This window comes from Pseudomonas sp. ADPe, from assembly GCF_014843515.1.
Classification (GTDB): Bacteria; Pseudomonadota; Gammaproteobacteria; order Pseudomonadales; family Pseudomonadaceae; genus Pseudomonas; species Pseudomonas citronellolis.
Window position 1 is genome coordinate 414,711 of record NZ_CP062122.1, and the last position, 20,196, is coordinate 434,906.

Here is a 20,196-nt window from a genome sequence, read left to right on the forward strand (position 1 = left end):
CGCATAGATTCACAGCGCCCGCGGAACAGACCACAATGGTGGCATACGCATCATAGGAGTTCGTCATGTCTCAACCGCTCAGCATGCTGAAGATCAGCGGACGCGGCTATCCGCCCGCCACCCTCCGCCAGAGCACGCTGCTGATCATCGACGCCCAGGAAGAGTACCGCAGCGGCGTCCTCGCCCTGCCCGGCCTGGAACCGGCGGTCGCGCAGATCCGCCAACTGCTGGATGCCGCGCGCAGCCAGGGCACCCCGATCGTCCACGTGCGCCACCTGGGCATCCACGGCGGCCTGCTCGACCCGCAGGGTCCGCGTGGGCAGTTCCTGCCCGAACTGGCGCCGCTGCCCGGCGAGGTGGTGGTGGAGAAGCGCCTGCCCAACGCCTTCTCCGGCACCGAACTGCACGACCGCCTGCAGCACAACGGCCGGCTGGACATCATCGTCTGCGGCTTCATGACCCATTCGAGCATCAGCACCACCGTGCGCGCGGCCAAGGACTACGGCTACCGCTGCACCCTGGTCACCGCCGCCTGCGCCACCCGCGACATCCCCACCCCGGATGGCGGCGTGCTCTCGGCGCGCGACCTGCACCACGCGGAAATGGCCGCCCTGGGCGACAACTTCGCCGCCGTGGTCGGCGAGGCCCAGGCGCTGATCTGAGCGCCGTCCGTCCCGCTGCGGCGGCAAGCTGCCGCCGCAGCTATTAGGCTGTAAGGCGACACATCCAGCGGGCACGCGCCGGACGGGCGGGCCAGGCATTCCCTGCGGGGGCGGAACCCCCTCCCGCCGACACCGGTCATAGCCTCGTTCAGCAGATGAGGAAGCCGGGATGAAGATGTCCGACAGTTTCGATCCACGCACGCTACGCCCGAAGCGACCGGGCCGCTGGCGCTGGCGCTTCGTGGCCGCCGTGGCCGCGCTGATCGCCGCGTTCGGCGTGCTCGGCGCCCTGGCCGGCGGCGCGGCCTTGCTGCGCCGGCAACCGGCGGCGGGGGTCATGCACATCGAACCGGCGGCCGGCGCGGTATTGCTGGTGATCGGCCTGCTCGCCCTGTGGCTGGGCGTGCTCTTCTGGCGCCTGGCGCGGCGCCGCGCGCGGCGTGGCGACGGCCTCAGCCTGTCGCCGCGGCTGATGAAGAAGCGCGGCTGAGCGGCTTGCCGCAAAGCGCCCGCGATCCGCTAGAATGCCGCCTCTTCGCGGAGGCTCCATGCAAGACGACGATTTTTCCCTGTTCGCCAACGAGATGCGCGGCGTCAAGCGCATCCAGGTGGACCAGGCCGACACCGGCAAGCCCAAGGCCGACCGCCAGCAGGTCAAGCTGCGCCAGCAGAACGCCACGACGAAGGTGGAAAACCAGCGCGTCGACGGGCTGTCCGACCTGTTCGTCATCGACGTCGGCGCCGAGGACGAGCTGTACTGGGCCCGCGACGGCGTACAGGAAGGCCAGATGCGCAAGCTCAAGGCCGGCCAGATCGGCTTCGAGGGCAGCCTCGACCTGCACGGCATGAACATCGAGAAGGCCCGCGAGCTGCTCTGGGACTTCCTCGCCGAGGCCAGCCGCCTGGAAGTGCGCTGCGTGCGCGTCACCCACGGCAAGGCGGCGCGCACCGACGGTCGCCGGCCGCTGCTCAAGAGCCACGTCAACACCTGGCTGCGCCAGCACCCGCAGGTCCTGGGCTTCACCTCGGCCCTGCCGCGCCACGGCGGCACCGGTTCGCTCTACGTGATGCTGCGCCGCACCATGCTGGAGGGGCGCGACGAATAATCCGTCGCTCCCCTGGTGCACCGCGCCCTTGCCAGCACGCCACGCGCGCCCTACCCTGCGCCTCTGCGCTTCAACGAGTCCCAACAGGTAGAACATGTCCCTGGAACAAAACTACTCGCAGATCCTCAGCCAGCTCGGCGAGGACGTCACCCGCGAAGGCCTGCTCGACACGCCCAAGCGCGCCGCCAAGGCCATGCAGTACCTCTGCCGCGGCTACCAGCAGACGCTGGAAGAGATCGTCAACGGCGCGCTGTTCAGCTCCGACAACAGCGAAATGGTGCTGGTCAAGGACATCGAGCTGTACTCGCTGTGCGAGCACCACCTGCTGCCCTTCATCGGCAAGGCCCACGTGGCCTACATCCCCAACGGTAAGGTGCTGGGCCTGTCCAAGGTGGCGCGCATCGTCGACATGTACGCCCGCCGCCTGCAGATCCAGGAGAACATGTCGCGGCAGATCGCCGAGGCCGTGCAGCAGGTCACCGGCGCCCTGGGCGTGGCGGTGGTCATCGAGGCCAAGCACATGTGCATGATGATGCGCGGCGTGGAGAAGCAGAATTCCTCCATGGTCACCTCGGTGATGCTCGGCGAGTTCCGCGAGAACGCCGCTACCCGCAGCGAGTTTCTCAGTCTGATTCGCTGAGGTCGCTTGCAGGGATGGAAAACCGGCCTGTGGGGCCGGTTTTTTCTTGCCTGTAAGACGGAGTCCGCTCCTACGGGGGAATACCACCGTGCCTCATGTGGATTGTAGGAGCGAGCTTGCTCGCGAACGGTGGTTACCGGTGACGTAGGTGTTGGGTGTAAGAGCGCCCTCTCCCCAACCCTCTCCCTGAAGGGAGAGGGGGCTGTCCTGAGCTGCTTGTCAGTCAGGCGCCATCCTCCTACCCCCCGTCATTCCCGCGAACGCGGGCACCCAGAGACTTCCTGCTTGGGTGTGACGCGCCGCACCGAGTGTTCGGAGGTTTCTGGTTTCGCCCCCTCGGGCGAGTCCCTTTTGTCAATCGCCACAAAAGGAACCAAAAAGGCTTGCCCCGCATACGGGCCCGACAGAGTCGGGCTACCCTCGCGAATTCCCCCGCCACGGAGGCCCGCCCCGAGGGTACGTCCCTGTAGCCCATCGGGGCTCTCGCGACATCCATGTCGCATGACCTCCTGAGCGCCGGTTTCGCTCGGCCTTCTGAAGGGGCACTCCGGTGCGCTCGGATATTCCTCTGGAGATCCTGCTCTTCGTAGGAGCGAGCTTGCTCGCGAACCGCCAGTCACTGGATTCCCGCGTTCGCGGAAATGACGGGGATGGTTGGGCGTTTCAGGATGACTCAGGATTCCCCCTCACTCAGGACAAGCCCCCTCTCCCGCTTGCGGGAGAGGGTTGGGGGAGAGGGCGCTCTTGAACCCAACACCACAGCCCCCAGCAAACCCCGTTCGCGAGCTTGCTCGCTCCTACGAACAGCCCTCAGGGCTTTTCAGCCCCCCGCCGTGTAGTACCCCACCGCCACCAGGTAATGCCCGCTCTTGCGCAGCAGGGCGTGCTTGTTCTCCACCTTGCCGGTCACCGGGTTGCGCCACTGGTAGTCGAACTGCCCTTCGCCCTTGCTCTTGGCCAGCGCCAGCATGGCCTGGCCGATGGCGTTGCCGGCCGGGTCCTTGAGGCTGGCGAAGTCGGTGCCGACCATCCGCGTGTTGTAGCCGTGGGCGACGAACTTGCCGGTGTCCATGTCGACCACGAAGGCGTAGAGGTCATCCTCGATGAAGGCCTTGTCGAGGTCGTTGATGCGCTTGAAGGTCGCTTCCGGCGCGCCTTCCACCGCCTTCGCCGTCTTCTCCAGCATGGCCTCGGCCTGGCGGGCGTCGGCGCGCGGGATGTAGTAGCCCACCGCCAGGAAGCGGTCGCCTATGCGCTGGTAGTAGGTGTGCTTGCGCTCGACGCGGCCGTCGGCCCAGTTCTTCCAGCGGTACTCGGTTTCCTGCACCTTGCCGTTCTCCGGGGCCTTGAGGGCCTTGGCGAACTGCTTGCGCATGTTCGGGTCGAGCAGTTGCGAGACGTCGCGGCCGATCAGCACCACCGAGGGGCCGCCGCTGGCCAGCATCACGCCCTTGCTGTCGACGACGTAGACGTACAGCTCGTTGTCGATGAACTCGCCCTGGCGGCTGAACGCGGCGAAGGCCTTGTCGCCTTCCTGGCGGTAGTAGGCCACGGCCTTCTCCAGCAGTTGCCGGGCCCGCTGGGCCTGGGCGGCGTCGGCCGCGGTGCTGGTGGCGGCCGGCAGGTGCAGCGGGGCCAGGCAGGCGAGGCAGAACAGCAGCGCACTGAACAGGCGTTTCATGCAGGGTCCTCCATGTCGTCCCTTCTTGTTCTGGACTGAGCATAGATGGCCGCCGCGGTTTCGCCCGCCGGCGTCAGCCGAAGAAGCGCTTCATCGAGCGCGACAGCCAGCCGCCGTGGCTCTGGTCGTGGGTCAGCTCGTGCATGCTGGCCTTGACCGACTCCACGTAGTTGGCGTCGTCGTTGCGAATGTGGGTGAACAGCCAGCGCCCGAGCAGCCCCTTGAGTTCCTCGGCGACGTCCTCGCCGGCGGCGAAGCGCAGGCGGTAGTCGGATACGCGCTTGATGAAGAGTTCGTGGACCTTCTTGTGGGCGCGGGTGAACTGGTAGCCGGAGTCTTCCAGCAGGGTTTCCTCGAAGGCGAAGTGCGACTGGGTGTAGTCCACCAGTTCCTCGATCACCTCGCCGACCCGCGCCTTGTCCAGGGTGCCCTGGGCCTCGTGCAGCTGGTTGATCATCTCGACGATTCGCTTGTGCTGGTTGTCGATCACCTGGATGCCGGTGTTCAGGTCATCCTGCCAGACCAGATAGGCCATTTTTCCCTCCCCCACCGGTCGCCGGCATTCCTGCCGCCGCGGCCCGGCTACTGCTCTATTGTTGGCTGGGTCCAGGGTAGGGAGGCGAAACGGCGCGCGCCATGATGCCCGTCAATGGGGAGGCCCTTAAACTGCGAGCCAGAGCGCACGAATACGAAAAAGCCCGCGCGATGGCGGGCTTCTTCTGACACTTCAGGCCCCTCAGTCGAGCATGCCGACGTGCCGCGGGTGCGCCGCGACGCGCGCCATCCAGGCGTTGATCGCCGGGTAGCCGGAGAGGTCGAAACCGCCCTGGTGCGCCACGTGGGTGTAGGCGTACAGGGTGATGTCGGCGATGGAGTAGCTGTCGCCCACCAGGTAGGGCGTGCGCGCCAGCTGCTGCTCCATCACGTCCAGGGCCTTGTAGCCGCCCTTCAGGCAGTCCTCGTACTCGGCGCGGCGCTCGTCCGGCATCTTCAGGTAGAACTGGATGAAACGCGCCACCGCCACGTAGGGCTCGTGGCTGTACTGCTCGAAGAACTGCCACTGCAGCACCTGGGTGCGCAGGCGCGGCTCCTTCGGCAGCAGCTCGCTGCCGTCGGCGAGGAAGTTGAGGATGGCGTTGGATTCCCACAGGCAGCTGCCGTCCTCCAGTTCCAGCACCGGCACCTTGCCGTTGGGGTTCTTGGCCAGGAATCCGGGGGTCTGCGTCTCGCCCTTGAGGATGTCGACGTCCTGCCACTGGTACGGCAGGCCCAGCAGGTGCAGGACCAGCTTGACCTTGTAGCAGTTGCCGGACAACCGGTCGCCGTAGACGGTGTACATGGCGCCTCCTCAGGCAGATTGGGCCGCTTGCGCTTCGCGGATCACCGTGGCCAGGCGGCGCAGGCCCTCGCCCAGGCGCTCCGGCGCCACGTGGCTGAAGTTCAGGCGCAGGTGGCCGGGGTTGGCGTCGGGGTCGGTGAAGAAGGGTTCGCCGGGCATGAAGGCCACGTTCTGCTGCAGGGCCTTGTCCAGCAGGCCGCGGGTGTCCAGCGGCTGCTTCAGGGTCAGCCAGAAGAACAGCCCGCCCTGGGGCACGTTCCACTCGGCCAGGTCGGCGAAGTGTTCTTCCAGTTGGGCCTGCATGGCGTCGCGGCGGATGCGATAGAAGTCGCGCAGCTCGGCCAGGTGGCCACGGTAGGCCTCGGTGCCGAACCACTGCAGGGCCTGCCACTGGCCGATGCGGTTGGTGTGCAGGTCGGCCGACTGCTTCAGGCGCAGCAGGTGCGGGAACAGGTCCGGGGTGGCGATCAGGAAGCCCACGCGCAGGCCCGGCAGCAGGGTCTTGGAGACGGTGCCGGTGTAGATCCAGCTGGCCTTCTTCAGGCGGCTGACCAGCGGGGTGGCGCTGCCGGCGTCGAACACCAGCTCGCGGTAGGGTTCGTCTTCGATCAGGGTCACGCCGAACTCGTCGAGCAGCGCCGCCACTTCGTCGCGGCGTTCTTCGCTGTAGCGCACGCCGGACGGATTCTGGAAGGTCGGGATGAGGTAGGCGAAGGCCGGCTTGTGCTGCTCCAGGCGCTGGCGCAGGGCGGCCACGTCCGGGCCCTCGGCGCCCAGCGGCACGGTCACGCAGTCGGCGCCGAACAGCTGGAAGGCCTGCAGCGCGGCCAGGTAGGTCGGCGCTTCGAGCAGCACCTCGGTGCCCGGATCGATGAACAGCTTGCTGGCGAGGTCGAGGGTCTGCTGCGAGCCGCTGACGATCAGCACCTGGCTGGCCTCGCAGGGCACGCCCAGGGCCCGCGCCTCGGCGGCGATGGCTTCGCGCAGGGCCGGCTCGCCCTCGCTCATGCCGTACTGGCCCATGCTGGCCGGCATGTCCGCCCACTCCACCTTGGGCAGCATGGGCTCGGCTGGCAGGCCGCCGGCGAAGGACATCACCTCCGGACGTTGCGCCGCGGCGAGGATTTCACGGATCAGGGAGCTTTTCAGGCGGGCGATGCGTTCGGAGAAGGCCATGGGGTCACCGGTAGCGGAGGCAGGAGCAAATGGGTCAAACTGGTTGACCGAAGCTACGACGGCCGAACGGATACGTCAATATGCCTGACCTTCTGCCCTCCGATACCTGGTCGGAAGCCATGCAAGCCTTTTACTTCAGCTACCGGGCGTTCACCGCCAAGCCGGACGAAATCCTCGCCCGCCGCGGCCTGGGCCGGGTGCACCACCGCATCCTGTTCTTCGTCGCGCGCCAGAGCGGGTTGAGCGTGAAGGAACTGCTGGCCACCCTGGGCGTGAGCAAGCAGGCGCTGAACATGCCGCTGCGGCAATTGCAGGAGATGCAGCTGATCCGCAGCGAAGCCTCGCCGGCCGACAAGCGCAAGCGCCTGCTCAGCCTCACCGCCGAGGGCGCCAAGCTGGAACGGGCCCTGCGCAACGAGCAGGCGCGCCTGCTGCAGCGCGCCTTCGCCCAGGCCGGCGAAGAGGCGGTGCACGGCTGGCTGGCGGTCAACCAGGCCCTGGCGCAGCCGCTTCAGGAAACCTGAGCGCCGCCCTCCAGCTCCCGCGCGCCGCGCAGGAACATCAGCGCCAGCGGCAGCAACGCCGCGGCGGCCAGGACGGTGCCGGGGATGAACAGCAGGATGCTGGCCATGCACACGCCCGAGAGCACGTCGAGCCAGCCCAGCACCTTCACCGAGGGGTACGGCAGGCCGATCTTCAGCACCCGCACGCCATACCACAGGCCCACCAGGCCGCTGGGCAGGAACAGCACCATGAAGCCGGCCAGGGCGGCGTTGGGCGTGCCGTCGAGCTGGGCGTCGAAGATCACCGCGTAGGCCTGGATCACCAGCGCCAGGCCGATGGACAGCCACAGCGGCCAGGCCATGCCGCGGGCGCCGAAGCGCTCGACCAGGAACTGCGTGGCGCGCCAGCTGAGGTAGCAGCCGAGCAGCGTGCAGAGCACGCCCAGCCACAAGCTGTAGCTGTCCAGGGCGTCGCCGCGCCCGCTGCCGCCGAGGAACGACAGGCCGAACAGCACGCTCTGCGCCAGCAGCAGCGCCAGGCTCAGCCAGGCCAGCAGGCGCAGGTGGCCGGGGCTCCAGCGGCCGCCGGCGAGGCTGGCCGGGGTGCGCGCCTCGATCAGCTCGACCTTGGGCGCGGCATAGGGGTTGTGGTCCATGGCGGGACTCCACGACTGCGACCTGCCCACCATATCCACAGCACGCCGGGCGCGCCACTGTACGGCCCGATCCGCCCCTGGCTGTTACGCGACAGCCCGCAGGCCGGGGGTTAGGCTGCGGAAAAACCACAAGACGCGTGCCGCCATGCCCCTCGAACTCCTGGCCGCCTTCATCGGCTTCGCCTTCGTCACCTCCATCACGCCCGGGCCGAACAACATGATGCTGCTGGCCTCCGGGGTGAATTTCGGCGTGCGCCGCACCGTCCCGCACATGCTCGGCATCAGCATCGGCTTCCTGCTGCTGGTGGTCGCCGTGGGCCTGGGGCTGGACCAGCTGTTCCACGCCTTCCCCTTCACCTACCAGGCGCTGCGCTACCTGGGCGCGGCCTACCTGCTGTACCTGGCCTGGGGCATCGCCCGCGCCGGCGCGCCGCAGGCCAACGGGCGCGGCAGCGGCAAGCCGTTCAGCTTCCTGCAGGCGGCGGCCTTCCAGTGGGTCAACCCCAAGGCCTGGATCATGGCCATCGGCGCCATCACCACCTATACCCCGCAGCAGGGCTTCGCCGGCAACGTGCTGCTGATCGCGGTGCTGTTCGCCGTGGTCAACCTGCCCAGCGTCGGCGTCTGGACGGTGCTCGGCAGCTGCCTGCGGCACTGGCTGGAACAGCCGGCGCGGCGCCGCGTGTTCAATATCGGCATGGCCCTGCTGCTGGTAGCCTCCCTCTACCCCCTGTTCGTGGACATCACCCCCGCATGACCGATTCGACCAGCGCGCGCCTGCGCCCCTTCGCCGACTCCTCCCCCGCCGCCGTGGTGGCCGGCTTCGTCGCCATGCTCACCGGCTACACCAGCTCGCTGGTGCTGATGTTCCAGGCCGGCCAGGCCGCCGGGCTGAGCAACGCGCAGATTTCCTCGTGGATCTGGGCGCTGTCCATCGGCATGGCGCTGACCACCATCGGCCTGACCCTGCGCTACCGCACGCCCATCGTCATCGCCTGGTCCACTCCCGGCGCCGCGCTGCTGATCAGCAGCCTGCCGGGCGTGCCCTACTCGGAGGCCATCGGCGCCTTCATCGTCTGTGCCGCGCTGATCACCCTGTGCGGCATCACCGGCAGCTTCGACCGCCTGATGCGCCAGGTGCCCGGCTCGCTGGCCTCGGCGCTGCTGGCCGGGGTGCTGTTCCGCATCTGCATCGAGATCTGCCGCGCGGCCGAGCAGCAGACGCTGCTGGTGGCGGCGATGTTCCTCAGCTACCTGCTGGCCAAGCGCCTGTCGCCGCGCTACGCGGTGTTCGTCGCGCTGCTGGTGGGCGTGGCCCTGGCCGGCGCCCTGGGGCTGTTGAATTTCAGCCACTTCCAGCTGGAGCTGGCGAAACCGGTGTGGACCACGCCGAGCTTCTCCCTGGCCGCCACCATCAGCATCGGCATCCCGCTGTTCATCGTCGCCATGGCTTCGCAGAACATGCCGGGCCTGGCCGTGCTGCGCGCCGACGGCTACCAGGTGCCGGCCTCGCCGCTGATCTCCAGCACCGGCATCGCCTCGCTGCTGCTGGCGCCGTTCGGCTCCCACGGCATCAACCTGGCGGCCATCAGCGCGGCCATCTGCACCGGTCCGGAGGCCCACGAGAACCCGCACAAGCGCTACACCGCGGCGCTCTGGTGCGGGGTCTTCTACGGCGTGGCGGGCATCTTCGGCGCCACCCTGGCGGCGCTGTTCGCCGCCCTGCCCAAGGCGCTGGTGCTGTCCATCGCCGCCCTGGCGCTGCTCGGCTCCATCACCAACGGCCTGAGCAACGCCATGGCCGAGGCCCGCCAGCGTGAAGCAGCGATGGTTACCTTCCTGGTGACTGCTTCGGGTTTCACGCTGTTTTCCGTGGGCTCGGCTTTCTGGGGGCTGGTGGCGGGGTTGATGACGCAGTTGGTGTTGAATTGGCGTCGGGCAATTTGATGCGGAAGGTTCAGGGGTTGAGCAAGAGCCCCTCTCCCCAGCCCTCTTCCTGAAGGGAGAGGGGGCTTGTCCGTGCCGAGAGGAGGAATGGTTTCAGCCGGAAACCTTCGGTGTTGCCGGCTAACTCCAGAACACCCAACCCTGTCCAACGGTCCCCTCTCCCTTCAGGGCGGGGCGCGCAGCCGAGGGTTAGGGAGAGGGAACGGAGCCAACCCCAGACGCCGAAGTCCCTGCCGGCCAAAACAGGCTGCTGCTGTAACAGAATGCAAAACACTGGGCGGACGCCGGTCGCCTGCGCTGTTCCAGGTCAAGCCCGGCGGACGCCCGCCTGTCCATGCTGTAGCTCATCCCTGCCCCATCCGACAGGAGCCTTGCATGAGCCGACGCCGCGTTTCCCACTCCGACGCCAGCGCCACGCCCTGGCACAGCCTCGCCGGCGACGAGGTCCAGGCCCGCCTGCGCAGCGGCCCCGGCGGCCTCGACGAGGCCGAGGTGCAAAGCCGCCGCCAGCAATACGGCGAGAACCGCCTGGCGCCGCCGCGCCGGCGCGGCCCGCTGCTGCGCCTGCTGCTGCAGTTCCACAACATCCTGCTCTACGTGATGCTCGCCGCCGCGCTCGTCACCGCGCTGCTCGGCCACTGGGTGGACACCGCGGTGCTGCTGGGCGCGGTGCTGATCAACGCGGTGATCGGCTTCATCCAGGAAGGCAAGGCCGAATCGGCGCTGGACGCCATCCGCGGCATGCTCTCCTCCACCGCCACCGTGGTGCGCCAGGGCAAGCGCCAGCAGATCGACGCCGCCGCCCTGGTCCCCGGCGACCTGGTGCTGCTGGCCTCCGGCGACCGCGTGCCGGCCGACCTGCGCCTGCTCGGCGGCAAGGAACTGCGCGTCGACGAGGCGGCCTTGACCGGCGAATCCCTGCCGGTGGAGAAGAACGCCCAGGCGGTGGCCGCCGACGCGCCCCTGGGCGACCGCTACGGCATGGCCTACTCCGGCACCCTGGTGGTCTACGGCCAGGCCCGCGGCCTGGTGGTGGGCACCGGGGCGGACACCGAGCTGGGGCGCATCAACCAGATGCTCAGCAGCGTGGAGAACCTGACCACCCCGCTGCTGCGGCAGATCGACCGTTTCGGCCGCATCCTGGCCATGGTCATCCTCGGCATCGGCGCCCTGGTGTTCCTGCTCGGCACCCTGTGGCTGGGCGAGACGCCGGAGCAGATGTTCATGATGGTGGTGGCCCTGGTGGCCTCGGCCATCCCCGAGGGGCTGCCGGCGATCATGACCGTGACCCTCGCCCTGGGCGTGCAGCGCATGGCCCGCCAGCGCGCCATCGTGCGGCGCCTGCCGGCGGTGGAGACGCTGGGCTCGGTGACGGTGATCTGCTCGGACAAGACCGGCACCCTGACCTGCAACGAGATGACCGTGCAGCGCCTGGTCTGCGCCGAGCGGGTGTATGAGGTGGAAGGCGTCGGCTACGTCCCCGAGGGCGGCTTCAGCGTCGACGGCCGCGCCGTGCAGCCGGACGCGCAACCGGCGCTGCAGCAGGCGATCCGCGCCGGGGTGCTGTGCAACGACGCCCAACTGCGCGAGGACGGCGGCCAGTGGAGCATCGAGGGCGACCCCACCGAAGGCGCGCTGCTGGTGCTCGGCGCCAAGGCCGGGCTGCCCCAGGAAACCTGCGCCCGGGACTGGCCGCGGCTGGACAGCATTCCCTTCGAGTCGCAGCACCGTTTCATGGCCAGCAGCCACCAGGACGCCGAAGGCCGCCCATGGATACTGGTCAAGGGCGCGCCGGAGCGCATCCTCGAAATGTGCTCGACGCAGCTCACCGATGCCGGCACGGCGCCGCTGGACCCGGACTACTGGCGGCGCATGGCCACCGACACCGCCGCCCGCGGCCTGCGCCTGCTGGCCCTGGCCGCGCGGCAGGCGGCGCCGCAGGGCGCGCAACTGGGTTTCGACGACGTCGCCGAGGGCTTCACCCTGCTGGCCCTGGTGGGCCTGATCGACCCGCCGCGGGCCGAGGCCATCGCCGCCGTGGCGCACTGCCAGCAGGCCGGCATCCGCGTCAAGATGATCACCGGCGACCATGCCGAGACCGCCCGCGCCATCGGCGCGCGGCTGGGCATCGGCGTCGGCCGCCCGGCGGTGACCGGCGCCGAGGTGGCGCTGATGGACGACGCCGAGCTGCGCCGCGTGGCCCTGGAGGTGGACGTGTTCGCCCGCGCCAGCCCCGAGCACAAGCTGCGCCTGGTGCAGGCCCTGCAGGAAGACGGCCAGGTGGTGGCGATGACCGGCGACGGCGTCAACGACGCCCCGGCGCTCAAGCGCGCCGAGGTCGGCGTGGCCATGGGCCGCAAGGGCACCGAGGCGGCGCGCGAGGCCGCCGACGTGGTGCTGGCCGACGACAACTTCGCCAGCATCGCCAGCGCCGTGCGCGAGGGCCGCGCGGTCTACGACAACCTGAAGAAATTCATCCTGTTCATGCTGCCGACCAACGGCGGCGAAGCGCTGGTGGTGATTGCCGCGCTGTTCCTCGGCCTGGGCCTGCCGCTGACGCCGGCGCAAGTGCTGTGGATCAACATGGTCACCTCCAGCACCCTGGGCCTGGCCCTGGCCTTCGAGCCGGCCGAGCGCGACATCATGCGCCGCAGCCCGCGGCCGCCGGGCAACGCCCTGCTTTCCGGGTTCTTCGTCTGGCGCGTGCTGATGGTGGCGCTGCTGATGATGCTCGGCGCCTTCGGCCTGTTCCTCTGGGAGCTGCAGCGCGGCACCGGCATCGAGTCGGCGCGGACCATGGCGGTCAATGCGGTGGTGATCGGGGAGATGTTCTACCTGATCAACAGCCGCTCGATCTTCGGCTCGGTGCTCAACCGCGAGGGCCTGTTCGGCAACCGCTGGGTGCTGCTGGCCATCGCCGCGTGCATCCCGCTGCAGCTGGCCTTCACCTACGCGCCCTGGATGCAGGACATCTTCGGCTCCAGGGGCCTGAGCCCGGCCGAATGGCTACGGGCGCTGGGCGCCGGGCTGCTGGTGTTCCTCGGCGCCGAGCTGGAGAAGTGGGTGATCCGCCGCAGCGGCCTGGCGCAGCGCCTGGCCAGGCACTGAGCCTCAGAGCGCGGTGTGCCCGCCATCCACCGGCAGCGCGATGCCGGTGGTGAAGCCGGCGTTATCGCTGCACAGGTAGAGCACCGCCGCGGCGATCTCCTCGACCTGGCCGACGCGGCCCACCGGGTGCATGGCGGCGGCGAACTCGGCCTTCTTCGGGTCGGCCTCGTAGGCGCGGCGGAACATGTCGGTATCGATCACCGCCGGGCACACGGCGTTGATGCGCACCTTCTTCTTCGCGTATTCCACCGCCGCCGACTTGGTCAGGCCGATCACCGCGTGCTTGGAGGCGGCGTAGATGCTCATCTTCGGCGCCGCGCCCAGGCCGGCCACCGAGGCGGTGTTGACGATGGCGCCGCCGCCCTGGGCGAGCATCACCGGGATCTGGTGCTTCATGCACAGCCAGACGCCCTTGACGTTCACCCCCATGATGGCGTCGAACTCGCTTTCCTTGCCCTCGGCCAGCCGGCCCTGCTCGATCTCGATGCCGGCGTTGTTGAAGGCGTAGTCCAGGCGGCCGTAGGCCTCCACCGTGGCGGCGACCAGCGCCTGGACCTCGGCGTCGCGGGTCACGTCGCAGCGGATGAAGCGCGCATCGCCGCCGGCGGCGCGGATCAGCTCGACAGTGGCTTCGCCGCCAGCTGCGTCGACGTCGGAAACCACCACCTTGATGCCCTCGCGGGCGAAGGCCTGGGCGGTGGCGCGGCCGATGCCGGCGGCGGAGCCGGTGACCAGGGCGACCTGGCCGGAAAGCAGCTGACTCATGGACTGTCCTCGAACGGATGGAGAATCGTCCGAGTCTAGCCGGCGCCCGCCGCGGGCAAAGCATTATCAGGCCGCTGTAGCTCGTACTATCCGTGCGAGTGATGAATACCTCGCGCCTGGATCATTTACATGGATAACCGGGCATTCTCGTGGTCGGCGGCAGCTTGCCGACGCCGCCGCCGCGGACTATCCCTAGGTTTTCCCCTCCCCGAGGCCACTGCCATGACCGCCCCGCTCAACCGCCAGTTCGTGCTCGCCCAGCGCCCCCAGGGCGCCATCGACCAGGACACCTTCCGCTACCAGGAAACCCCGCTCGGCGAGCCCGGCCCGGGCCAGGTGCTGGTGCGCAACCTGTACCTGTCGCTGGACCCGGCCATGCGCGGCTGGCTCAACGACGCCAAGTCCTACATTCCGCCGGTGGGCATAGGCGAGGTGATGCGCGCCCTCGGCGTGGGCCAGGTGGTGGCCTCGAACAACCCGGCCTTCGTCGTCGGCGACCACGTCAACGGCGCCCTCGGCGTGCAGGACTACTTCCTCGGCGAGCCCAGGGGCTTCTACAAGGTCGACGCGAACCGCGCGCCGCTGCCGCTGTACCTCTCGGCCCTGGGCATGACCGGCATGACCGCCTACTTCGGCCTGCTCGACGTCGGCCTGCCCAAGGCCGGCGAGACCGTGGTGGTTTCCGCCGCGGCCGGCGCGGTGGGCAGCGTGGTCGGGCAGATCGCCAAGATCAAGGGCTGCAACGTGATCGGCATCGCCGGCGGCGAGGACAAGTGCCGCTACCTGGTGCAGGAACTGGGCTTCGACGGCGCCGTCGACTACAAGAACGAAGACCTCGCCCTGGGCCTGAAACGCTGCTGCCCCAACGGCATCGACGTGTTCTTCGATAACGTCGGCGGCGACATCCTCGACGCCTGCCTGGCGCGCCTGGCGCCCAAGGCGCGCATCGTGATCTGCGGCGCCATCAGCCAGTACAACAACAGGCAGGCGGTGAAGGGCCCGGCCAACTACCTGTCGCTGCTGGTCAACCGCGCGCGCATGGAAGGCATGGTGGTGATGGACTACGCCAGCCGCTTCCCCGAGGCCATGCGCGAGATGGCCGGCTGGCTGGCCGAGGGCAAGCTGAAATCGAAGGAAGACATAGTCGAAGGCCTGCAGACCTTCCCGCAGACGGTACTCAAGCTGTTCAGCGGGGAGAACTTCGGCAAGCTCATCCTCAAGCTCTGAAGGCTTTGCGACACCCTGCAGGAGCGCCCCCTGGGCGCGAATCGCGGGCAGGGCCCGCTCCTACAGGTGCAGGAGAGCCGCTGACGTAGGATGGGTTGAGCTTGCGATACCCATCGCCGTGACCGCATGGGTTTCGCAAGCTCAACCCATCCTACGAAGAGCATCCCGGCGCAGCCCTTCTAGCGTCCTCTCGAAATCCTTCGTCTTCCTACGCCTGTAACTGACGCCGGGCAAGCCGCGGCCCTACACTGTGGCTAAGCTTCAGCCCGACGTTTCACGGAAGACACCCCATGCCCCTCACCCGCTGGCTGCCCGGCCTGGACAACCTGCTGCACTACCGCTCCGCCTGGCTGCGCCCGGACGTCGTCGCCGGCCTGTCGGTGGCGGCCATCCAGATTCCCACCGCCATCGCCTATGCCCAGATCATCGGCTTCCCGGCCCAGGTCGGGCTCTACGCCTGCATCCTGCCGATGCTGATCTACGCCCTGGTCGGCAGCTCGAAACAGCTGATGGTCGGCCCCGACGCCGCCACCGCGGCCATGGTCGCGGCGGCCATCACCCCGCTGGCGGCGGGCGACCCGCAGCGCCTGTTGCAACTGTCGATGATTGTCGCGGTGATGGTCGGCCTGCTGTCCATCGTCGGCGGCCTGGTGCGCGCCGGCTTCATCGCCAGTTTCCTGTCGCGGCCGACCCTGGTGGGCTACCTCAACGGCATCGGCCTGAGCCTGATCGCCGGCCAGTTGGGCAAGCTGCTGGGCTACCACACCGAGACCAGCGGTTTCCTCGCCGGCCTGCTGGCCTTGCTGCGCAACCTCGGCAGCACGCACTGGCCGACCCTCGCCCTGGGCATGGCCACCCTGCTGCTGATGATCCTGCTGCCGCGGCGCTACCCGAAGATTCCCGGCGCCCTGGTCGGCGTGCTGTTCGCCACCCTGGCCAGCGTGGCGCTGGGCCTGGACCGCTACGGCGTCGCCCTGCTCGGCGCCGTGCCCCAGGGCCTGCCGGAGCTGAGCTGGCCGCGCACCAGCGTGCAGGAGATGGGCAACCTGTTCCGCGACGCACTGGGCATCACCATCGTCAGCTTCTGCAGCGCCATGCTCACCGCCCGCAGCTTCGCCGCGCGCCACGGCTACAGCATCGACGCCAGCCGCGAGATGGTCGCCCTGGGCGTGGCCAACATCGGCGCCGGGGTATCCCAGGGCTTCGTCATCAGCGGCGCCGACTCGCGCACCGCGGTCAACGACATGGTCGGCGGCCAGACGCAGATGGTCGGCATAGTCGCAGCCCTGGTCATCGGCCTGGCGCTGGTGCTGTTCAGTGCGCCGCTGGGCTGGATTCCCATGCCGGCCCTGGGCGCGGTGCTGCTGATGGCCGGCTGGGGGCTGATCGACTTCAGCGCGCTCAAGGGTTTCTGGCGCCTGTCGCGCTTCGAGTTCGGCCTGTGCCTGCTGACCACCGTCGGGGTACTCAGCGTCGGCGTGCTGCCGGGCATCTTCGTGGCCATCGTCATCGCCCTGCTGCGCCTGCTGTACCTGACCTACAAGCCGAGCGACGCGGTGCTCGGCTGGGTCCACGGCATCGACGGCCAGGTCGAGCTGAGCCGCTACCCGCAGGCGCACACCCTGCCGGGCCTGGTGATCTACCGCTTCGACGCGCCGTTGCTGTTCTTCAACGCCGACTACTTCAAGCAGCGCCTGCTGCAGGTGGTGGCGCAGACCAAGGCGCCGCGCGCCGTGCTGCTCAACGCCGAGGGCGTGCTGAACCTGGACGTCAGCGGCCTGACGGTGCTGCGCGAGGTGCAGCAGACCCTGGCGGCGCAGGACGTGCACCTGTCCCTGGCGCGGGTGCCGCGGGAAACCCTGGCGATGCTGGAGCGCTCCGGCCAGTTGGGCGAGCTGAAGCCGCCGCTGGTGTTCAGCTCGGTGCGCGCGGGGGTGAACGCCTACCGGCGCTGGTACAAGCGCCAGCAGGAGGCCGCCGCAAGCGCAACTGTTCTTGCCCTGGGCAGGCCTGCGGCCCCCTCACCCTAACCCTCTCCCGGAGGGAGAGGGGACCGTTCGGAGTACATGGGTGTTTCGGCGTTAGCCGGCTAGCACAGGGACTGCCGGCTGAAACCGGGCCGTCTCTCGGCACGGACTAGCCCCCTCTCCCTCCGGGAGAGGGCTGGGGTGAGGGAAAAGCCCGAGCGCAGATGTCATTCCCCTGCGCGCGAATCGCGAACAGAGTCTCCTACAGGGGCTCGGTGCTGCCTACAGGCGGAACTGCCCCACCATACCCTGCAGGTCGCGGCTGAGCTGGGCCAGTTCGACGCTGGAGGAGGCCGTGGACTCCATGGCCTGGGCCGATTCGTCGGCGATGCCGCGGATGCTGGTGACGCTGCGGTTGATCTCCTCGGCCACCGCGCTCTGCTGTTCGGAGGCCGCGGCGATCTGCTGGTTCATCTGGTGGATCACCGCCACCGCCGCGGCGATCTCGCCCAGCGCGGTCTCGGTCTGCTCGGCGTCGCCGACGCTCTTCTCCACCAACTGGTGGCTGTGCTGCATGTGCTGCACCGAGGCCTGGGCGCCGTTCTGCAGCGCGCCGATCAGCTTTTCGATCTCCGCCGTCGACTGCTGGGTGCGCCGTGCCAGGGCGCGCACCTCGTCGGCCACCACGGCGAAGCCCCTGCCCTGCTCGCCGGCCCGGGCCGCCTCGATGGCGGCGTTGAGCGCCAGCAGGTTGGTCTGCTCGGCCACCGCCTTGATCACGTCGAGCACGCTGCCGATGTTCTGGCTCTCGCGGCCCAGGTCGTGGATGCTGGCGGAGGCCTCGCGCACCGCCTCGGCCAGCTCGGAAATACGCCCGAGGGTGCGCCGCACCACCTGCTGGCCGCTGGCCACGGTGCCGTCGGCCTGCTCGGCGGAGTGCGCCGCGGCCTCGGCGTTGCGCGCCACCTCGTGGACGGTGGCGGCCATCTGGTTCATCGCCGTGGCCACCTGGTCGGTCTCGGCCTTCTGGCTGTTGACGCCGCTCTGGGTGCGCTCGGTGACGCCGGACAGCGCCTGCGCCGAGGAGGTGATGCGGCCGACGCCTTCATGAAGACGGCTGACGATGCCGCGCAGGCTCTGCGCCATGGCGTCCACCGCGGCCATCAGTTGGCCCACCTCGTCCTTGCGCTCGACGCGGATGGTCTGGCTCAGGTCGCCCTCGGCGATGCGGCTGGCCATGCCGATCACCTGGCGCAGCGGGCGCACGATCAGCAGGCCGATCAGCAGCGCGGCCAGGGTGCCGACCAGCAGCGCCAGCGCCGCCGAACCGAGCATGGCGCCCACGCTGCTGTGCAGCACGCCGACCATGGCCGCCTGCTGCGTGGCGTAGGAGGCGTCCACCTGCTGCATCATCTCTTCGGCGCGCTGCGACATCTCGCGGTGCGCCTGCTGTTCCTTGGCCAGGCCGGCGGAGTAGTCGCCGAGGTTGTTGCCGAAGCCGTCGATGTTGGTGGCCACGTCCTTGATCACCGAGACGTAGGCCGGGTCGGTGATTGCCGTCTGCAGTTGCTTCGACAGCTCCAGGGCCTCGTCGGCGGACTTGATGCGCGCATCGCCCGCGGCCTCGCCGTCCTTCTGCTCCAGGCGCGCGCGGGCCTCGTTCAGGCCCTGCAGCACCAGGCGGTAGAGCTGGCCGACCTGGGCCGCCTGCTTGAGCAGTTCCTCGCCGTTCTGGCCCTGGCTCTGCTTGAGTTCGTAGGCGCCGTCGTCGGCCAGGCTGGATTGCAGGATGTCCAGGCTGTTGGAGGCGCTGGACACCGACCAGTTGGCGGCCTCCAGGGCCAGGTGGCGGCTCTTGCTGGCCTGCTCGAAGCGGTCGAAGGAGGCCAGGTAGCCGGCCATGGCCTGGGCCACGCGCTCCATGGCCTCGGCCTGGTCGGGGTGCGCCTTGAGCTGCTCGACGTGCCCAGCGAGGAGCTTGGCGCGCTGGCGCAATTGCTCGGCGGCCTTGGGGCTGGCGCCCTGGACGAAGTCCTTCTCGCTCTGGCGCATCTCCAGGACTTCGCGGTTGACCGCGCTCATGGCGTCCAGCAGGGCGAAGCGCTGCTCGATGGAGCGCAGCGCCCCGACGCCGATCCCGGCCACCAGCGCCGTCAGCAGCAATACCAGGCCGAAACCCAGCGCCAGTTTCTTCGCCGTGCCCAGATTGGCCAACCGCCGTTGCACGAACGCGACCATGCCACCCCTCCCCTTGCCGAATGCCTTGCGGGAGAGTCTTCGACCGAAGCTCTCCCGTTCTTTGTCGTTGCTTTGGGACGGAACATTAGGAGCCGGCCGACCGGCGGAACAAGGGGCGGCGTCGATGATGGCAATTCGATGTTGCGCACGGGCATGCGCAGGTCGCATCCAGGACAGTCGCGCGCCAAGGTCCCGGCGCGCGGCGGCCTGCGCCCCTATTTGGGGCGGATCATGCTGAAGGTGTCGCGGGTGAAGCTGTACTGGGTGCCGCCCAGGCGGCCGACCAGGTCGAGTTTCGCCGGGTCGACGTGGCGCTCGTCGCGCAGCACGGCGTCGTCGATGTGCGCCAGCAGCACGCGGGCGAAGATCAGGTAGCAGCTGGGCTTGTCCGCCGGGTAAGGCTGGATCTGCGCCAGCTCGCACTCGAAGGCCACGGCCGCGCCGGCCACCCGCGGCGGCGCCACGCGCACGCTGGGCAGGGTGGCGATGCCGGCCTGCTCGATCTCGCTGACGCCATGGGGCAGCGTGGCGGCGGTGGCGTTCATGGTCTCGGCCTGGGCAGCGCTGACCAGGTGGATCACCAGTTGGCCGGTCTCGCGGACGTTGCGCAGGGTGTCCTTGACGCTGCCGTCGTCGCGGATGCTGGTGTTGACCATCAGCGTCGGCGGCTCGTCGCTGATGACCTGGAAGAAGCTGAACGGCGCCAGGTTGCCCTGGCCCTGCGCGGACAGGGTGGAGACCCAGGCGATGGGCCGCGGGGTGACGGTGGAGGCCAGCCAACGGTAAGCGTCGGCGGGCGCGAGAGTGCTGAAGTCGAGTTGCATGGGAGAGGGTTCCTGACTGCCGGGCGGGCCGGAGCGCCCGTCCGCCCGGCGATTATGCCCGCCTTGCCCGCGCCCGGTCAGCGGCCCGCGCGTGATTCCTTGATGTAGAAGCGCGCCTTGCTGGCCTTGTCCAGACAGCCGCCGTAGGACTCGACCTGCTGCTCGGTCTTGGCCGCGCTGATCAGCGCCAGCGCCTTGGAATAGCTGACGGTGCCGGCGAAGCCCTCGGCCTTGGCCAGGTCCAGCTCGTGCCAGGCGGCGTTCAGTTCGCTGGCGCAGCTGTCGCGGTTGACCGTCTTGCCGGAGCAGCCGGCCAGCACCAGGCTGGCGGCGAGAACTGCGAAAAGTGCCTTCATG

The 20,196-nt window shown here is 68.9% G+C and carries 19 protein-coding genes and 1 pseudogene; 10 read left to right on the forward strand and 10 right to left on the reverse strand.

Translation table 11 applies throughout. The features are described 5' to 3' along the window. The first annotated feature begins 65 nt into the window (after positions 1-65). The 4 genes from IG194_RS01815 to folE all read left to right on the forward strand — a co-directional run bounded on the left by IG194_RS01815 (position 66) and on the right by folE (position 2,408). A complete protein-coding gene (locus IG194_RS01815) occupies positions 66-662 on the forward strand; it encodes a cysteine hydrolase family protein (protein WP_009618632.1) in 597 nt (198 codons plus the stop codon). 169 nt (positions 663-831) lie between these two features. Beyond that, positions 832-1,152: a hypothetical protein gene (locus IG194_RS01820; protein WP_009618630.1), complete on the forward strand. Its 321-nt coding sequence runs from the start codon at positions 832-834 to the stop codon at positions 1,150-1,152. A gap of 58 nt (positions 1,153-1,210) precedes the next feature. Further along, complete coding sequence (locus IG194_RS01825; RefSeq protein WP_009618628.1) at positions 1,211-1,768, forward strand: Smr/MutS family protein; 558 nt, start codon at positions 1,211-1,213, stop codon at positions 1,766-1,768. Positions 1,769-1,862: 94 nt separating this feature from the next. After that, positions 1,863-2,408, forward strand: a complete 546-nt coding sequence (gene folE, locus IG194_RS01830) for a GTP cyclohydrolase I FolE (RefSeq protein WP_043314280.1) — start codon at positions 1,863-1,865, stop codon at positions 2,406-2,408. A gap of 820 nt (positions 2,409-3,228) precedes the next feature. Here folE and IG194_RS01835 read toward each other — a convergent pair. The 4 genes from IG194_RS01835 to IG194_RS01850 all read right to left on the reverse strand — a co-directional run bounded on the left by IG194_RS01835 (position 3,229) and on the right by IG194_RS01850 (position 6,604). Then, a complete protein-coding gene (locus tag IG194_RS01835) occupies positions 3,229-4,089 on the reverse strand; it encodes a cache domain-containing protein (RefSeq protein WP_043272161.1) in 861 nt (286 codons plus the stop codon). A gap of 73 nt (positions 4,090-4,162) precedes the next feature. After that, entirely contained in the window at positions 4,163-4,624 is a 462-nt protein-coding gene (locus IG194_RS01840; RefSeq protein ID WP_009618618.1) for a bacteriohemerythrin, read from the reverse strand. A 201-nt stretch (positions 4,625-4,825) separates the two neighbouring features. Then, positions 4,826-5,428: a glutathione S-transferase family protein gene (locus IG194_RS01845; protein ID WP_009618616.1), complete on the reverse strand. Its 603-nt coding sequence runs from the start codon at positions 5,426-5,428 to the stop codon at positions 4,826-4,828. A gap of 9 nt (positions 5,429-5,437) precedes the next feature. Beyond that, positions 5,438-6,604 (reverse strand): PLP-dependent aminotransferase family protein, encoded by a 1,167-nt coding sequence (locus IG194_RS01850; protein WP_058490246.1) that lies wholly within the window; start codon positions 6,602-6,604, stop codon positions 5,438-5,440. A gap of 80 nt (positions 6,605-6,684) precedes the next feature. Between IG194_RS01850 and IG194_RS01855 the strand changes: the two genes are divergently transcribed. Further along, entirely contained in the window at positions 6,685-7,128 is a 444-nt protein-coding gene (locus IG194_RS01855) for a MarR family winged helix-turn-helix transcriptional regulator (RefSeq protein WP_058490247.1), read from the forward strand. On the opposite strand, the gene IG194_RS01860 is transcribed toward IG194_RS01855, so the two are convergent. Continuing rightward, positions 7,116-7,763 (reverse strand): hypothetical protein, encoded by a 648-nt coding sequence (locus IG194_RS01860; protein WP_058490248.1) that lies wholly within the window; start codon positions 7,761-7,763, stop codon positions 7,116-7,118. The genes IG194_RS01855 and IG194_RS01860 overlap by 13 nt on opposite strands. Before the next feature lie 145 nt (positions 7,764-7,908). Here IG194_RS01860 and IG194_RS01865 point away from each other — a divergent pair, with 145 nt between their 5' ends. The 3 genes from IG194_RS01865 to IG194_RS01875 all read left to right on the forward strand — a co-directional run bounded on the left by IG194_RS01865 (position 7,909) and on the right by IG194_RS01875 (position 12,818). Continuing rightward, entirely contained in the window at positions 7,909-8,520 is a 612-nt protein-coding gene (locus IG194_RS01865; RefSeq protein ID WP_009618608.1) for a LysE family translocator, read from the forward strand. After that, entirely contained in the window at positions 8,517-9,710 is a 1,194-nt protein-coding gene (locus tag IG194_RS01870; RefSeq protein WP_058490249.1) for a benzoate/H(+) symporter BenE family transporter, read from the forward strand. Before IG194_RS01865 ends, IG194_RS01870 begins: the two co-directional genes overlap by 4 nt. Before the next feature lie 375 nt (positions 9,711-10,085). Beyond that, entirely contained in the window at positions 10,086-12,818 is a 2,733-nt protein-coding gene (locus IG194_RS01875) for a cation-transporting P-type ATPase (protein ID WP_058490250.1), read from the forward strand. Positions 12,819-12,821: 3 nt separating this feature from the next. Here IG194_RS01875 and IG194_RS01880 read toward each other — a convergent pair whose 3' ends face one another. Next, positions 12,822-13,583, reverse strand: coding sequence for an SDR family oxidoreductase (locus IG194_RS01880; protein ID WP_058490251.1), 762 nt, complete (start codon positions 13,581-13,583; stop codon positions 12,822-12,824). A 222-nt stretch (positions 13,584-13,805) separates the two neighbouring features. Here IG194_RS01880 and IG194_RS01885 point away from each other — a divergent pair, with 222 nt between their 5' ends. Beyond that, positions 13,806-14,810, forward strand: a complete 1,005-nt coding sequence (locus IG194_RS01885) for an NADP-dependent oxidoreductase (RefSeq protein WP_043272167.1) — start codon at positions 13,806-13,808, stop codon at positions 14,808-14,810. A gap of 290 nt (positions 14,811-15,100) precedes the next feature. Continuing rightward, a complete protein-coding gene (locus tag IG194_RS01890; RefSeq protein ID WP_058490252.1) occupies positions 15,101-16,840 on the forward strand; it encodes a SulP family inorganic anion transporter in 1,740 nt (579 codons plus the stop codon). Positions 16,841-17,059: 219 nt separating this feature from the next. On the opposite strand, the gene IG194_RS33230 is transcribed toward IG194_RS01890, so the two are convergent. From IG194_RS33230 to IG194_RS01905, 4 genes and pseudogenes are all read right to left on the reverse strand, one after another. Beyond that, positions 17,060-17,941, reverse strand: coding sequence for a methyl-accepting chemotaxis protein (locus IG194_RS33230; protein WP_371263881.1), 882 nt, complete (start codon positions 17,939-17,941; stop codon positions 17,060-17,062). Then, a pseudogene (locus tag IG194_RS33235) lies at positions 17,918-19,183 on the reverse strand (HAMP domain-containing protein); the annotation flags it as partial. The pseudogene IG194_RS33235 and the gene IG194_RS33230, both read right to left, overlap by 24 nt. A 47-nt stretch (positions 19,184-19,230) precedes the next feature. Next, on the reverse strand, positions 19,231-19,839 hold the full coding sequence (locus tag IG194_RS01900; RefSeq protein WP_058072307.1) for a flavin reductase family protein: 609 nt from the start codon (positions 19,837-19,839) through the stop codon (positions 19,231-19,233). Between the two features lie 77 nt (positions 19,840-19,916). Beyond that, positions 19,917-20,195: a hypothetical protein gene (locus IG194_RS01905; protein ID WP_009618591.1), complete on the reverse strand. Its 279-nt coding sequence runs from the start codon at positions 20,193-20,195 to the stop codon at positions 19,917-19,919. Position 20,196 lies beyond the last annotated feature (1 nt).

Excerpts from the sequence above, each read along its gene's own strand:
- IG194_RS01835 (WP_043272161.1), bottom strand. The coding sequence starts at position 4,089 with ATGAAACGCCTGTTCAGTGCGCTGCTGTTCTGCCTCGCCTGCCTGGCC.
- IG194_RS01850 (WP_058490246.1), bottom strand. The coding sequence starts at position 6,604 with ATGGCCTTCTCCGAACGCATCGCCCGCCTGAAAAGCTCCCTGATCCGT.
- IG194_RS01870 (WP_058490249.1), top strand. The coding sequence starts at position 8,517 with ATGACCGATTCGACCAGCGCGCGCCTGCGCCCCTTCGCCGACTCCTCC.
- IG194_RS01840 (WP_009618618.1), bottom strand. The coding sequence starts at position 4,624 with ATGGCCTATCTGGTCTGGCAGGATGACCTGAACACCGGCATCCAGGTG.
- IG194_RS01845 (WP_009618616.1), bottom strand. The coding sequence starts at position 5,428 with ATGTACACCGTCTACGGCGACCGGTTGTCCGGCAACTGCTACAAGGTC.
- IG194_RS01815 (WP_009618632.1), top strand. The coding sequence starts at position 66 with ATGTCTCAACCGCTCAGCATGCTGAAGATCAGCGGACGCGGCTATCCG.
- IG194_RS01825 (WP_009618628.1), top strand. The coding sequence starts at position 1,211 with ATGCAAGACGACGATTTTTCCCTGTTCGCCAACGAGATGCGCGGCGTC.
- IG194_RS01875 (WP_058490250.1), top strand. The coding sequence starts at position 10,086 with ATGAGCCGACGCCGCGTTTCCCACTCCGACGCCAGCGCCACGCCCTGG.
- IG194_RS01890 (WP_058490252.1), top strand. The coding sequence starts at position 15,101 with ATGCCCCTCACCCGCTGGCTGCCCGGCCTGGACAACCTGCTGCACTAC.
- IG194_RS01905 (WP_009618591.1), bottom strand. The coding sequence starts at position 20,195 with ATGAAGGCACTTTTCGCAGTTCTCGCCGCCAGCCTGGTGCTGGCCGGC.
- folE (WP_043314280.1), top strand. The coding sequence starts at position 1,863 with ATGTCCCTGGAACAAAACTACTCGCAGATCCTCAGCCAGCTCGGCGAG.
- IG194_RS01820 (WP_009618630.1), top strand. The coding sequence starts at position 832 with ATGAAGATGTCCGACAGTTTCGATCCACGCACGCTACGCCCGAAGCGA.
- IG194_RS33230 (WP_371263881.1), bottom strand. The coding sequence starts at position 17,941 with ATGGCCGCGGTGGACGCCATGGCGCAGAGCCTGCGCGGCATCGTCAGC.
- IG194_RS01860 (WP_058490248.1), bottom strand. The coding sequence starts at position 7,763 with ATGGACCACAACCCCTATGCCGCGCCCAAGGTCGAGCTGATCGAGGCG.
- IG194_RS01865 (WP_009618608.1), top strand. The coding sequence starts at position 7,909 with ATGCCCCTCGAACTCCTGGCCGCCTTCATCGGCTTCGCCTTCGTCACC.
- IG194_RS01855 (WP_058490247.1), top strand. The coding sequence starts at position 6,685 with ATGCCTGACCTTCTGCCCTCCGATACCTGGTCGGAAGCCATGCAAGCC.
- IG194_RS01900 (WP_058072307.1), bottom strand. The coding sequence starts at position 19,839 with ATGCAACTCGACTTCAGCACTCTCGCGCCCGCCGACGCTTACCGTTGG.
- IG194_RS01880 (WP_058490251.1), bottom strand. The coding sequence starts at position 13,583 with ATGAGTCAGCTGCTTTCCGGCCAGGTCGCCCTGGTCACCGGCTCCGCC.
- IG194_RS01885 (WP_043272167.1), top strand. The coding sequence starts at position 13,806 with ATGACCGCCCCGCTCAACCGCCAGTTCGTGCTCGCCCAGCGCCCCCAG.